This window comes from Bacillus sp. JK106, assembly GCF_053663355.1.
The window spans coordinates 13,947-26,921 of sequence record NZ_JBSJQC010000001.1; the positions used below are offsets into that span (position 1 = coordinate 13,947).

Sequence of the window (12,975 nt, forward strand, 5' to 3'; positions counted from 1 at the left end):
AGGGAGGAAAAAACCATGGGGTATGAAGCAGGCCAATACGACGTGATTGTCATCGGCGCCGGGCATGCCGGTGTTGAGGCTGCCCTCGCATCCGCGCGCCAGGGAGCCAAAACGCTTGTTTTGACGATTAATCTTGATATGGTTGCGTTTATGCCATGTAATCCGTCTGTCGGCGGCCCCGCGAAAGGGATTGTCGTCCGCGAAATTGACGCGCTCGGCGGAGAAATGGCTAGAAATATAGATAAAACTCATATTCAAATGAGAATGCTGAATACAGGAAAAGGTCCGGCCGTACGGGCGCTGCGTGCGCAGGCGGATAAATTCCAATATCAGCACGAAATGAAGCATACGCTGGAAAAAACACCGAATTTGACACTTCTTCAAGGGATTGCCGAGCGTTTAATCATTGAAGACGGAGAGTGCCGCGGTGTCATTACGCAAACCGGTGCTGAATACAAGGCAAAAACGGTCGTGCTGACAACCGGAACGTATTTAAGAGGGCGGATCATTCTCGGGGATCTGTCTTACTCAAGCGGTCCGAATAACCAGCAGCCGTCTATTAAACTTTCTGAGCACTTAGAGGAGCTCGGTTTTGATCTCGTCCGTTTTAAAACGGGCACGCCTCCTCGTGTCTCAAGCGATTCCATTGATTACAGCAAAACAGAAATCCAGCCGGGGGACCCGGTTCCGCGCGCTTTCTCATATGAAACGGTTGAATACATTACCGATCAGCTGCCTTGCTGGCTGACTTACACGAGTCCTGAGACTCATGAGATCATCGACAGCAACCTGCATCGTTCGCCGATGTATTCCGGTATGATTAAAGGAACGGGACCGAGATACTGCCCTTCGATTGAAGATAAAGTCGTTCGGTTTAATGATAAACCGCGCCATCAGATTTTCCTTGAGCCGGAAGGCAGAAATACGCAGGAAGTATACGTTCAGGGTCTATCCACGAGTCTTCCTGAGGACGTGCAGCAGCGGATGCTGGCGACCATTCCGGGACTGGAAAAGGTGCAGATGATGAGAGCCGGATACGCGATTGAGTATGACGCGATTGTACCGACGCAGCTCTGGCCTACACTGGAGACGAAAAAAATCCCTAACCTGTACACAGCCGGTCAAATTAACGGTACATCAGGTTATGAGGAAGCAGCCGGGCAAGGAATTATGGCAGGGATCAACGCAGGCCGCAAAGCGCTTGGAAAAGAAGAAGTGATCCTCAGCCGTTCCGATGCTTATATCGGTGTATTGATTGATGATTTGGTAACGAAAGGAACCAATGAACCGTATCGTCTGCTGACTTCACGGGCGGAATACAGACTGCTGCTCCGTCACGACAACGCGGATCTTCGCCTGACGGAAATCGGCCATGAGATCGGCTTAATTTCTGATGAGCGCTATGAAGCGTTTGAGAAGAAAAAAGCGGCGATCGAGGCAGAGAAAAAACGTCTCTGGTCTGTTATTATCAAGCCGTCTCCTGAGAATCAGGAATATATCCGTTCACTCGGCGGAAGCGAGCTGAAAGACGGAGTGCGCGGCACAGATTTAATGAAACGTCCGGAAATGAACTATGAAACAGTGACAAAACTTGCGCCTGCAGATTCTCCGGTTCCGCAAGATGTGGCGGAACAAGTGGAAATTCAGGTGAAATATGAAGGATATATCGAAAAATCCTTGCAGCAAGTGGAAAAGCTGAAGAAAATGGAAAACAAAAAAATCCCTGATCGGATTGATTATGACGCCATTAAAGGAATTGCTACTGAAGCCCGTCAAAAGCTGAAAGAAGTGCGTCCTTTATCAGTTGCTCAAGCGTCCCGTATTTCCGGCGTCAATCCGGCAGACATTTCAATCCTGCTGGTATACCTGGAGCAGGGCCGTATTGCCAAGGTAGCTGAATAGAAAGGATGACGGCATGAATATAGAGGAATTCACATCCAGTTTAGCGGAGAAAGGGATTTCCCTTTCTGACCGCCAGCTGGAGCAATTCGAGTTGTATTACCGGATGCTCGTGGAATGGAACGAAAAAATGAATCTGACATCCATCACTGAGAAAAAGGAAGTTTATCTCAAGCATTTTTATGATTCGATAACGGCGGCATTTTATATTGATTTTGAAAAGGTCACCACTCTTTGTGACGTCGGCGCCGGCGCCGGTTTTCCAAGCCTGCCCGTCAAAATCTGCTTCCCGCATCTGCATGTCACCATCGTCGATTCACTGAATAAGCGGATTACGTTTTTGGAAACTCTCTCTGATGCTTTACAATTAGAGCATACAACATTTGTCCATGACAGAGCGGAGACATTCGGACAGCGGAAAGACGTCCGGGAAAGCTTCGATCTCGTGACGGCCCGTGCGGTGGCGCGTCTGTCGGTCCTGAGTGAGCTTTGTCTGCCGCTGGCCAAGAAAAACGGTATTTTTGCGGCATTAAAAGCTGCAGCCGCTGATGAAGAGCTGAAAGCGGGGCAAAAGGCGATTAAAGTATTGGGAGGAGAGCTTGAACAAGTTCATTCCTTTACACTTCCCGTTGAAGAAAGTGAACGGAACATTATGATCATTCGCAAGACGAAAAGCACTCCGAAAAAATATCCGAGAAAACCGGGTACTCCAAATAAATCGCCAATTGAAGGGTAATTTAGACAGCCTGATGTGACAATTCCATCATATTTTCTGCAAAATTGATGAAGATACAGCAGGAAAAACCATGAGAAAATAGAATTATAAAAATGGCAGTTTTTAAAGGTGGTGTAGGTACATGAAGCATTCATTCTCTCGTTTCTTCGGGTTTGGTGAGAAGGAAGAGGAACCGGAGATAGCTGAGCATGATACAAACAAAGAAGAGATACTCGAAATACCGGTACATGCTATCGTTCCCAACCGTTTTCAGCCACGCACCATTTTCTCAGATGAAAAAATCAAAGAGTTAGCAATGACTATCCATACACACGGCATCATTCAGCCGATTGTTGTCAGACATACAGAAGATGAAGGACAATATGAGCTCATTGCGGGTGAAAGGCGCTGGAGAGCGGTACAGACGCTTGAATGGGAGAAGATTCCCGCAATTATTAAAGATTTTTCTGATACGGAAACAGCATCTGTCGCTTTGATTGAAAACCTGCAAAGGGAAGAATTGTCCTCCATTGAGGAAGCTCATGCGTACGCAAGACTGTTAGAACTTCATGATTTAACACAGGAAGCCTTGGCGCAGCGCTTAGGAAAAGGCCAGTCAACGATTGCGAACAAGCTCCGATTGTTAAAGCTCCCGGAACCCGTCCAGGATGCGATTATGGAGAAAAAAATTACGGAACGTCATGCAAGAGCACTGATTCCGCTCAAACAGCCGGAGTTTCAGGTCACATTGCTTGCGGAAATCATTGAGAAAAGCTTAAACGTCAAGCAGACGGAAGACAGAGTGGTGAAAATGCTTGAACAGAATAAGCAGAAACCAAAGCCGAGACGCAAAGCGTTCAGCAGGGATACAAGAATTGCGATGAATACGATTCGTCAGTCACTGTCGATGGTGGAAGACAGCGGCGTCAGGCTGAACACTGAAGAAGAAGAATTCGAAGAGTACATCCAGCTTACCATTCGGATACCTAAATAAAAACTCTCCTGATCAGCAGGGGAGTTTTTATTTTAATCAAAAAACTATTTTAAGATAATGATAGATTTATTGTGCACTATACACTATATATGTAAAATTTTATCTTTTTGTGTCGTGAATTGTCTTTTTACAGTCAAAAAAGTCACTTTATCGGAGAACTTATATTAGAAAGTGTCTTTTTCGTTTACATTTTTTTCACTTGCTGATAAACAAATTATGAAAAAAATAAAACGCTTTACTCTTTTTTTGATAAGATAGAAACAAGACAGTACATGTTCATGTGAAGGTAGGTGACATCGTGGGAAAAATCATAGCAATTACGAACCAAAAAGGCGGAGTCGGGAAGACGACGACTTCTGTCAATCTGGGGGCTTGCTTGGCTTACATAGGTAAAAGGGTTCTTCTTGTTGATATTGATCCGCAGGGCAATGCAACGAGCGGATTAGGGATTGAAAAAGCCGATGTGGATCATTGTGTGTACGACATTTTAGTAGATGATGCAGATGTTACAGATATTATTAAACCGACTTCAGTAGAGAACTTAGATGTCATTCCGGCCACGATCCAGCTTGCGGGAGCGGAAATCGAATTGGTTCCGACGATCTCACGGGAGGTCAGGCTGAAAAGAGCATTAGAATCAGTGAAACAAAATTACGATTACATGATTATTGATTGTCCTCCGTCTCTCGGGTTATTAACGATTAATGCGCTTACCGCTTCAGATTCAGTCGTTATCCCGGTTCAGTGCGAATACTACGCTCTTGAAGGATTGAGTCAATTATTAAATACAGTTCGGCTTGTGCAAAAACATTTAAATACCGACTTAATGATAGAAGGAGTGCTTCTGACGATGCTTGATGCCAGAACGAATCTCGGCATTCAAGTGATAGAAGAGGTAAAGAAATACTTTAGAGATAAAGTGTATCAAACCATTATTCCTCGCAATGTCCGTTTAAGTGAGGCGCCGAGTCACGGCAAGCCGATCATATTATACGATCCGCGTTCGAGAGGTGCGGAAGTATATTTAGATTTAGCAAAGGAAGTGGCAGCGAATGGCTAAAGGCGGGCTCGGAAAAGGGATTAACGCGTTGTTTAATCAGGTTGATTTGTCTGAAGAGACAGTGGAAGAGATTAAAATCAGTGATTTACGCCCCAATCCTTATCAGCCAAGAAAACAATTTGACGATGAGTCATTAGCTGAACTGAAGGAATCCATCATTCAGCATGGCATTCTTCAGCCCATTATCGTGAGAAAATCATTGAAGGGCTATGATATTGTAGCCGGCGAACGCCGTTACCGCGCCGCAAAACTTGCCGGTAAAGAGACAGTGCCGGCTATCGTGCGGGATTTATCTGAATCGCTGATGCGGGAAATCGCTCTTTTGGAAAACCTTCAGCGTGAAGACTTATCACCGCTTGAAGAAGCTCTGGCATATGACTCACTGCTGAAGCATTTGGATTTAACCCAGGAACAGCTCGCTAAACGGCTCGGGAAAAGCAGGCCTCATATTGCCAACCATTTAAGACTGCTGACGCTGCCGGAAAGCATCCAGAACCTCATTGCAGAAGGTACGTTATCCATGGGACACGGCAGAACCTTGCTTGGCTTGAAAAATAAAAACAAGCTTGAACCGCTTGTGAAGAAAGTGGTTGAAGAACAGCTGAACGTCCGCCAGCTTGAGCAGCTGATTCAGCAGTTAAACAACAATGTTCCACGTGAAACAAAGAAAAAAGAACCTGTTCAAGATGTTGTGTTAAAAGAGCGGGAATCGTATTTGCAAAATTACTTCGGAACAACAGTCAATATTAAGAGACAAAAGAAAAAAGGGAAGATTGAGATTGAGTTTTTCTCAAATGAAGATCTTGAACGTATCCTGGAACTATTGTCCGAAAGAGAAGCGTAAAAACCATCTTTTTAAAAAAAGATGGTTTTTTATATACGTCTTGTCAGCTTATGAAACGGACTGAGCCGTTCCTGCCGGCCTTCTGATTTATCTGTCAGCTGTAACCCCTCTGCTAAAACATTTGCCATGCTCATAACAAGATGAAGCCTCGTATTCTGCAGGACAAAATACTCCATAAACCCGCTGACATTGACGATTCCATTGATATGGACGTCACCGATTTCAGGAAGGTCTTTTTGAACACCTGCTCCGGGCTTCAGCGGCCCATCGCCGATTTGAAATGAGCCTACGCTTTTGACGCGGCCTAAACAAGCATCAACCGCTATAATAAACGGATTTTTATGTAGATGTTGAATATCTTTCAGCTTGTCTTTCATATTGACGGCGTGAACAGGATCTGACAGCGTGCCGTAAACGTGCAATCTGCCTAAATTCATTTTTTCTAACTTTGTTCCTACGAGCGGACCTAATGAATCTCCGGTCGACCGATCTGTACCGATACACACGGTGACTAACGGTCTGCCGGCTGCTTTACGTAAAGATGAAGTAAGGATCGCTTGTATTTGATTCGCAGCAGAAGAATCCGTATGGGATACATATTGTTTTGCCCGTTCTTGAGAAAAAAGCCCGCCTTTTCGATTCATAAGGTTCACTTCCTTGTCATGTCATACGAGTATTACATTGTTGTTTTTGGTGATGTATGGTTGTTTACAGTATATCCAGCGCTGCCTTTTTTTATGCTTATGTCATGATCAGCATGCCGGTTGTTTGAAAAGAGCGGGATAGAAAAAAGAACCCAGAGCAGTTGTTCTCTAAGTTCATGAAAGAAGTAAGACCATTTGATCTACATCAACATATTGCGATCTAATTTCAGCACTCTTTTTTCTGCAGAGAAGAGGAAAAATCCTAACTGAGCGCAGAGTTTTTTTACGGGTTCATTTGTTGAAGTAACAGAGAGATGGAGCTGTTCTGTGTCTTTCATCTTTTTTGCCCGGTTGATGGCTTCCGTCATTAACGCTTTTCCCGCGCCTGACCCTCGGTGTTTGGGGGAAATATACATAGAACCGATAACCGCAATGTGTCTTAGTTTAAACAGCGAATGCTTGGAGATCTTGAGGATTCCTATCAGTCTGTCTTGTTCAAAGGCGCCAAGCACGATGGCATTGCCGGCTTCAAGCCTGGCTTTGCATTTTTCGGACGGCCATTCATTCGCCTCATCATAGCTGACGGCGAATGCGTCCGGGTGATCTTTTAAAGCTTTGAGCCTCATATCGGAGTAAGGCTGGGTATCACTTGCGGTTAACCGCCTGATGTACATGATTTGATCGCCTAACATAAATAAGTTTTCTGAATAGTCAATCGTCGTTATCATACCATATTTGTCCCATTTGTATGAATGTTTGCCGCTGTCACTCAATATAGTAGCAATATGCGGAGATGATCAGAAATTTTATGAGGTGATGAGGGTGTGGAGAGCCGGGATGAAGTGGATGCTGCTCATATTAAGCAGCCAGATTGGGGCCGGGTATGCGAGCGGGCAGGAAATATGGCAGTTTTTCGGTGTCGAAAGCGGACTGGCTATTGTATTGTTTACAGTCATGTTTACGATTTCGGCTTATATTGTGTTGAAGATCAGCTATCGGGTTCAATCAACGCACTTTTTACCTGTGCTTGAGCATCTGATGGGGCCGGCTCTTGCTAAAGTCTATGATGTGCTTATTATGTTTTATTTGTTTTCAATGACGATGGTTATGATTGCCGGCGGCGGTGTGACACTGCAAATGTACAAGCTGCCGTTTTGGATCGGTATTTTTCTTCTTTGCATTGTGACCGTCGGTTTATTCTTTTGGGATATAAAAGGAATATTATCTCTGAATAGTATTTTGATACCGATTCTTGTAGCGGGGCTGTTATATGCATTGGTCTTTTTTCAGACAACCCATCATTACACGTGGACGATAGATTTGACCCGCCAGTATAATTGGCCGGCAAGCATTACCTTCACGTCCTTAAACATCCTTTCTGTTGTCGCTGTTCTTTCTTCAATCGGGAAAGATATGAAGGGACTGGGAGAAGCGAAAATCGCAAGCGTTGCAAGCGGGCTGATTTTCGGTATGATTTCATTTGTTTACAATGAAACGCTTGTACAGCTTTCAGGCAGTCTTACACAATATGAGATTCCTCTTTTCGCCGTCCTTGAAGGCGCTCCTTATCCGTTATTTCTTTGTATGGCCGCCGTGCTTTTTTTAGCCATCTATACGACAACGGTGACCGGTCTTTTCGGGCTGTCCAGCCGCATACTTGCATTTGTGAAATTGCCGAGATGGACGCTCGTATCTCTTCTTTTAGCTGTGATGGTGCCTTTTACGACAATCGGTTTTTCAGATTTGATCGCCATTTTATATCCCATTTACGGGCTTTTAAGTCTTTATTTGCTGGTATGTCTTCTTCTTTACCCTATTTTAGGGAGATGGAAAAAAGTATAATGCTCATTTTGAGTGCGGCCGTTGCTCTTATCCTGTTTTTTTTTGTACAATAAATAAAGCAGTCTATGGAGAGAGGTGAAGGGTCTTGGCGGATAAAGACTTTGGCCTGAATGATATTGTTGAAATGAAGAAGCCGCATCCTTGCGGTGAAAACAGGTGGAAAATCATTCGGATGGGGATGGATATTCGGATCAAATGCACGGGTTGTTCCCACAGTGTCATGATTCCGAGAAGAGATTTTGAGAGAAAGCTGAAAAAAGTACTCGTCAAGCATGAGGAGCCTACATCATAAGGGCTGGCGCTCATGCTTTTTCATATAGAGGAGAGGAAGAGGCCCGATGAGCAAAGTGCATCAGTCAGCGTGCCCGCTGAATTGCTGGGACAGCTGCGGCTTTTTGGTGACAGTTGAGGATGGAAAGGTGACGAAAGTAGACGGAGACCCGAATCATCCCATTACGGAAGGGAAAATTTGCGGCCGGGGCAGAATGCTGGAGACGAAAACGAATGCGCCGGAACGGCTTCGTTTCCCTTTAAAAAAGAAAGACGGCGAATTTGTCCGGATTTCCTGGGAGCAGGCGTTAGATGAAATTGCTGAAAAAATGGCGGTGATTAAGGAGACGCTGGGCACTGCCGCAGTGCTGCACAGTCATGACTACGCCAATAACGGTCTTTTGAAGGCGCTCGACCAGCGTTTTTTCAATGGATACGGCGGTGTAACCGAGATTGCGGGCAGCATTTGCTGGGGTTCCGGCATTGAAGCGCAGCGCTGGGATTTCGGGCGTTCTTACGGGCATGGACCGCTTGATATTTATCACAGCAAGCATGTGATCGTATGGGGCAGAAACGTGTCCCGGACGAATATGCACCTCTATCATCATCTGCAGCAGGTGAAGAAAAAAGGAGCGACACTGACGATCATTGATCCTATTTTTAACCCGACTGCAAAGCTTGCCGACCGGTATATATCCGTCAAACCCGGCATGGATGGCTGGCTTGCGGCGGGTGTTTTAAAAATATTATGCCAAACCGGCAGAACCGATTCTGATTTTATTCAAAAGCATTCGGTCGGTTTTGAGGAAATAGACAAGCTTCTGCAGACGATTTCTTTTGAGGAGATCATTGAGAAAACAGAAACGTCTTTAGAAGTGCTTGAATATCTTGCCGATTTATATGCTGACGGTCCCGCCTCCACTTTTATGGGTCTTGGGATGCAGAGATATAAAAACGGGGGCGGGACGATACGGTGGATTGACGCTTTAGCTGCGGCGAGCGGAAATGTCGGTATCAAAGGCGGCGGCGCAAACTTCGGAAATGTGCAAGTCGGTGAAAGCTTTGCAAAGGCCGAGCTCACTCGTCCTGATTTGAAGAAAAGTTCGAGAATGTTTTCGATGATGACTCAAGCTGAAGAGGCGCTGAATGCAGCCGACCCGCCGATTGAGATGATCATCGTGACGTGCGGCAATCCGCTGACACAGGTGCCGAATACAAAAAAAGTGAAGGAAGCGTTTGAAAAAACGCCGGTCACAGTGGCCATTGATTCGGTCATGACCGATACGGCGAAGCTCTGTGACTATGTGCTGCCGACGGCCGTTGTTTTCGAAGAGGAAGATATTTATTATTCCAGCATGTATCATCACTATGTTCAATATGGCAAGAAGCTCGCGGAACCGCAGGGAGAGGCAAAATCAGACCGCTTGATCTGGACGGAACTCGCAAAGCGTCTCGGATTCGGGGAGCTGTTTGATTACAGTACGGAAGATTTCTTAAAAATGGGGCTCTCTTCTTTGGAGAAAGAAGGAATCACCCTTGAGCAATTAAAGGAAAAAGGACATATGCCGCTTCCGGTTAAACAGGTTCCATGGAGTGATTTTCAATTTTTAACCCCGAGCGGAAAATTTGAATTCGTCTCGTCACTGGCAGAAGAGAAAGGATACAGCGGCCTCCCTCAATTGGAGGTGCCGGAGGAGTCTGTTTATCACGACGCCGGACTGGCCGGGAAATATCCGTATACGCTGCTGTCCATTCACCCGCAGCGCTCCAATCATTCACAGCACGTGCCGTTTATTGAAAAGCTTCAGCAGATTCAGGTGGACCTGTCGCCGGATATCGCGGAAGAGCTTTCTCTTCAAGACGGAGATACGGCAGAGGTTTACAATGACCGCGGCCGTCTGCGCGGCAGGGTGAAAATCATGAAGCAGGCTCACCCGAAGACGGTGAATATAGATGAAGGCATGTGGGCGGCATTCGGAGGCTCCGTCAACATGCTCACAAAGGATTCAAATTCCGATAATGGAATGGGAAGTACGCTTTTTGACTGTCTGGTAGCGGTTAAAAAAGGATAATCTAAGGAGAGAGAGGGCGGGAAATGCTTTTTTCTCAGCTTGTCTTTTCCTATGAACCTCCTTATAATTGCTCTAGGTTTACAATACGTTTATACGATGATGGTTTGATATAGAGGAGATGAAAGAATGGCTTTAACTGCTGGAATTGTCGGTTTGCCGAATGTCGGAAAATCGACGTTATTTAATGCAATTACCCAGGCTGGTGCCGAATCAGCCAACTACCCGTTCTGTACAATTGATCCGAACGTGGGAATCGTGGAAGTGCCGGATGAACGTCTGCAAAAGCTGACTGAATTGGTGAACCCGAAAAAAACGGTGCCGACTGCGTTTGAATTCACTGATATCGCGGGGATCGTAAAAGGCGCATCTAAAGGTGAAGGACTCGGAAATAAGTTTCTTTCTCATATCCGTCAGGTTGATGCGATCTGCCACGTTGTACGTGCATTCGCTGATGACAATATTACGCACGTGTCAGGGAAAGTCGATCCGATTGACGATATTGAAACGATCAATCTTGAATTGATTCTTGCCGACATGGAGACAGTCGAAAAACGCATCACGCGTGTAAGCAAGCTTGCGAAGCAAAAAGACAAAGAAGCGGTTTTTGAATTTGACATTCTGTCTAAATTGAAAGAAGCTTTCGAACAAGAAAAGCCTGCCCGTTCCGTTGAATTTACGGAAGAACAGCAAAAGCTTGTGAAGCAGCTTCATTTGCTTACGTCAAAACCCGTGCTTTATGTGGCGAATGTAAGCGAAGATGAAGTGGCTGATCCTTCAGACAATGAATACGTTGCGAAAATCCGTGAGTACGCCGCGGGTGAAAATGCCGAAGTTATCGTCGTCTGTGCGAAAATTGAGTCTGAAATTGCTGAATTGGAAGGCGAAGAAAAGCAAATGTTCCTTGAGGAGCTCGGCATCGAAGAATCAGGTCTTGATCAGCTGATTAAAGCGTCATACTCTCTTCTCGGCCTTGCAACATACTTTACGGCGGGCGAACAGGAAGTGCGCGCATGGACATTCAGAAAAGGCATGAAAGCTCCTGAGTGTGCGGGTATCATCCACACTGACTTTGAACGCGGCTTTATCCGCGCTGAAACGGTTGCTTATGAAGACCTTTTGGCAGGCGGCGGAATGTCCGGAGCGAAAGAAGCCGGAAAAGTGCGTCTGGAAGGTAAGGAATATGTAGTCCAAGACGGAGATGTCATTCATTTCCGATTTAATGTATAGGACACAGTTGTAAAGGGACAAGAGCTTTGGTATAATATAAACTTGTGAGTAATAGAATTATTGCTCCTTGCCCATTATAGGGCCGCTTAGACCAAAAGGAGGTGCAAACAGATGAAAAAGTACGAAGTTATGTACATTATCCGTCCGAACATTGACGAAGAGTCAAAGAAGGCAGTTATCGAGCGTTTCAACAACGTATTGACTTCTAACGGAGCGGAGATCACTGGAACAAAAGATTGGGGTAAACGTCGTCTTGCTTACGAAATCAACGATTTCCGTGACGGTTTCTACCAAATCTTAAACGTTCAGTCTGAAGCTGCAGCGGTTGCTGAATTCGACCGTTTAGCTAAGATCAGTGACGATATCATTCGCCACATCGTTGTTAAAGAAGAAGAATAAGCAATTTGAAATATATAATGTTAAAAGGTGGTCTTTCATATGCTTAACCGAGTTGTATTAGTCGGAAGACTGACAAAAGACCCAGAGCTTCGTTATACGCCAAGCGGTGCGGCTGTCGCCACGTTTACTCTTGCTGTGAATCGTACATTCACGAACCAGTCCGGAGAACGTGAAGCCGATTTCATTAATTGTGTCACTTGGAGAAGACAAGCCGAAAACGTTGCAAACTTTCTTAAAAAAGGAAGCCTTGCCGGCGTAGACGGCCGACTCCAGACAAGAAATTATGAAAATCAGCAGGGACAGCGTGTCTTCGTGACAGAAGTCCAAGCTGAAAGTGTTCAATTTCTTGAGCCTAAAAACAGCGGCGGTTCTGGATCAGGCGGATACAACGAAGGAAACAGCGGCGGAGGCCAATACTTTGGCGGAGGCCAAAATGATAATCCGTTCGGCGGAAATCAGAACAACCAGAGACGAAATCAAGGGAACAGCTTTAATGATGATCCATTTGCCAACGACGGCAAGCCGATTGACATCTCGGATGATGATCTTCCGTTCTAATAGATTATCGCTATATTCATAACGAGAAAGGTGGGAAATGACAATGGCAGGAGGACGCAGAGGCGGTCGTGCGAAACGCCGTAAGGTTTGTTACTTCACTTCTAACGGCATTACGCACATCGATTACAAAGATGTAGATCTTCTTAGAAAGTTTGTTTCTGAGCGTGGTAAAATCTTACCTCGCCGTGTAACTGGAACAAACGCGAAATACCAACGTAAATTGACTATCGCGATCAAACGCGCACGTCAAATGGCTTTACTTCCATACGTAACTGGCGAGTAAGCCGAAAGAAAAGAGCAAGAGCCTGCGGGCTCCTGCTCTTTTTTTATATCAGTCCTCCTCCATCCTGCCGAAATGTTTCACATGAAACATGGAAGTGCTTCTTACTCCTTTGTTATCTTGCTCCTCTATTCAAATACGCGTACTTATGCAATGAATTTGTTTATACTG

The 12,975-nt window shown here is 45.3% G+C and carries 14 protein-coding genes; 12 read left to right on the forward strand and 2 right to left on the reverse strand.

Annotated elements, in window-relative coordinates; genetic code table 11:
* The first annotated feature begins 15 nt into the window (after positions 1 to 15).
* The 5 genes from mnmG (at position 16) to ACWJJS_RS00090 (ending at position 5,512) form a co-directional block, all read left to right on the forward strand.
* Positions 16 to 1,902 carry a tRNA uridine-5-carboxymethylaminomethyl(34) synthesis enzyme MnmG gene (gene mnmG / locus ACWJJS_RS00070; protein ID WP_004392959.1) on the forward strand — a complete coding sequence of 629 codons (1,887 nt, stop codon included), beginning with the start codon at positions 16 to 18 and terminating at the stop codon, positions 1,900 to 1,902.
* A 13-nt stretch (positions 1,903 to 1,915) separates the two neighbouring features.
* Complete coding sequence (gene rsmG / locus ACWJJS_RS00075; protein ID WP_014306213.1) at positions 1,916 to 2,635, forward strand: 16S rRNA (guanine(527)-N(7))-methyltransferase RsmG; 720 nt, start codon at positions 1,916 to 1,918, stop codon at positions 2,633 to 2,635.
* 121 nt (positions 2,636 to 2,756) lie between these two features.
* On the forward strand, positions 2,757 to 3,608 hold the full coding sequence (gene noc / locus ACWJJS_RS00080; RefSeq protein ID WP_007409900.1) for a nucleoid occlusion protein: 852 nt from the start codon (positions 2,757 to 2,759) through the stop codon (positions 3,606 to 3,608).
* A 298-nt stretch (positions 3,609 to 3,906) separates the two neighbouring features.
* Positions 3,907 to 4,668, forward strand: coding sequence for a sporulation initiation inhibitor protein Soj (gene soj / locus ACWJJS_RS00085; protein WP_007409899.1), 762 nt, complete (start codon positions 3,907 to 3,909; stop codon positions 4,666 to 4,668).
* Positions 4,661 to 5,512, forward strand: a complete 852-nt coding sequence (locus ACWJJS_RS00090; protein ID WP_004392966.1) for a ParB/RepB/Spo0J family partition protein — start codon at positions 4,661 to 4,663, stop codon at positions 5,510 to 5,512. Before soj ends, ACWJJS_RS00090 begins: the two co-directional genes overlap by 8 nt.
* Before the next feature lie 29 nt (positions 5,513 to 5,541).
* Here the strand turns inward: ACWJJS_RS00090 and yyaC are convergent, their stop codons facing one another.
* Positions 5,542 to 6,156 carry a spore protease YyaC gene (gene yyaC / locus ACWJJS_RS00095; RefSeq protein WP_004392969.1) on the reverse strand — a complete coding sequence of 205 codons (615 nt, stop codon included), beginning with the start codon at positions 6,154 to 6,156 and terminating at the stop codon, positions 5,542 to 5,544.
* Between the two features lie 200 nt (positions 6,157 to 6,356).
* Entirely contained in the window at positions 6,357 to 6,884 is a 528-nt protein-coding gene (locus tag ACWJJS_RS00100) for an N-acetyltransferase family protein (protein WP_454023202.1), read from the reverse strand.
* Positions 6,885 to 6,972: 88 nt separating this feature from the next.
* Here ACWJJS_RS00100 and ACWJJS_RS00105 point away from each other — a divergent pair, with 88 nt between their 5' ends.
* The 7 genes from ACWJJS_RS00105 to rpsR all read left to right on the forward strand — a co-directional run bounded on the left by ACWJJS_RS00105 (position 6,973) and on the right by rpsR (position 12,807).
* Positions 6,973 to 7,998: a YkvI family membrane protein gene (locus ACWJJS_RS00105; RefSeq protein WP_454023203.1), complete on the forward strand. Its 1,026-nt coding sequence runs from the start codon at positions 6,973 to 6,975 to the stop codon at positions 7,996 to 7,998.
* 85 nt (positions 7,999 to 8,083) lie between these two features.
* Positions 8,084 to 8,290: a DUF951 domain-containing protein gene (locus tag ACWJJS_RS00110; RefSeq protein ID WP_004392973.1), complete on the forward strand. Its 207-nt coding sequence runs from the start codon at positions 8,084 to 8,086 to the stop codon at positions 8,288 to 8,290.
* Positions 8,291 to 8,336: 46 nt separating this feature from the next.
* A complete protein-coding gene (locus ACWJJS_RS00115) occupies positions 8,337 to 10,340 on the forward strand; it encodes a molybdopterin-dependent oxidoreductase (RefSeq protein WP_454023204.1) in 2,004 nt (667 codons plus the stop codon).
* Between the two features lie 126 nt (positions 10,341 to 10,466).
* Positions 10,467 to 11,567: a redox-regulated ATPase YchF gene (ychF, locus tag ACWJJS_RS00120; protein WP_004392975.1), complete on the forward strand. Its 1,101-nt coding sequence runs from the start codon at positions 10,467 to 10,469 to the stop codon at positions 11,565 to 11,567.
* A gap of 111 nt (positions 11,568 to 11,678) precedes the next feature.
* Entirely contained in the window at positions 11,679 to 11,966 is a 288-nt protein-coding gene (gene rpsF / locus ACWJJS_RS00125) for a 30S ribosomal protein S6 (protein WP_004392977.1), read from the forward strand.
* Positions 11,967 to 12,005: 39 nt separating this feature from the next.
* Positions 12,006 to 12,524, forward strand: a complete 519-nt coding sequence (ssbA, locus tag ACWJJS_RS00130) for a single-stranded DNA-binding protein SsbA (RefSeq protein ID WP_004392979.1) — start codon at positions 12,006 to 12,008, stop codon at positions 12,522 to 12,524.
* 43 nt (positions 12,525 to 12,567) lie between these two features.
* The gene (gene rpsR / locus ACWJJS_RS00135) at positions 12,568 to 12,807 is read left to right on the forward strand and encodes a 30S ribosomal protein S18 (RefSeq protein ID WP_004392983.1); all 240 of its coding nucleotides are present in this window, start codon (positions 12,568 to 12,570) and stop codon (positions 12,805 to 12,807) included.
* Positions 12,808 to 12,975: the final 168 nt, after the last annotated feature.

Coding starts and splice junctions, on each gene's coding strand:
- ACWJJS_RS00115 (WP_454023204.1), top strand. CDS start 8,337: ATGAGCAAAGTGCATCAGTCAGCGTGCCCGCTGAATTGCTGGGACAGC.
- ACWJJS_RS00090 (WP_004392966.1), top strand. CDS start 4,661: ATGGCTAAAGGCGGGCTCGGAAAAGGGATTAACGCGTTGTTTAATCAG.
- rpsR (WP_004392983.1), top strand. CDS start 12,568: ATGGCAGGAGGACGCAGAGGCGGTCGTGCGAAACGCCGTAAGGTTTGT.
- noc (WP_007409900.1), top strand. CDS start 2,757: ATGAAGCATTCATTCTCTCGTTTCTTCGGGTTTGGTGAGAAGGAAGAG.
- yyaC (WP_004392969.1), bottom strand. CDS start 6,156: ATGAATCGAAAAGGCGGGCTTTTTTCTCAAGAACGGGCAAAACAATAT.
- ACWJJS_RS00100 (WP_454023202.1), bottom strand. CDS start 6,884: ATGATAACGACGATTGACTATTCAGAAAACTTATTTATGTTAGGCGAT.
- mnmG (WP_004392959.1), top strand. CDS start 16: ATGGGGTATGAAGCAGGCCAATACGACGTGATTGTCATCGGCGCCGGG.
- ssbA (WP_004392979.1), top strand. CDS start 12,006: ATGCTTAACCGAGTTGTATTAGTCGGAAGACTGACAAAAGACCCAGAG.
- ACWJJS_RS00105 (WP_454023203.1), top strand. CDS start 6,973: ATGAGGGTGTGGAGAGCCGGGATGAAGTGGATGCTGCTCATATTAAGC.
- ychF (WP_004392975.1), top strand. CDS start 10,467: ATGGCTTTAACTGCTGGAATTGTCGGTTTGCCGAATGTCGGAAAATCG.
- rpsF (WP_004392977.1), top strand. CDS start 11,679: ATGAAAAAGTACGAAGTTATGTACATTATCCGTCCGAACATTGACGAA.
- rsmG (WP_014306213.1), top strand. CDS start 1,916: ATGAATATAGAGGAATTCACATCCAGTTTAGCGGAGAAAGGGATTTCC.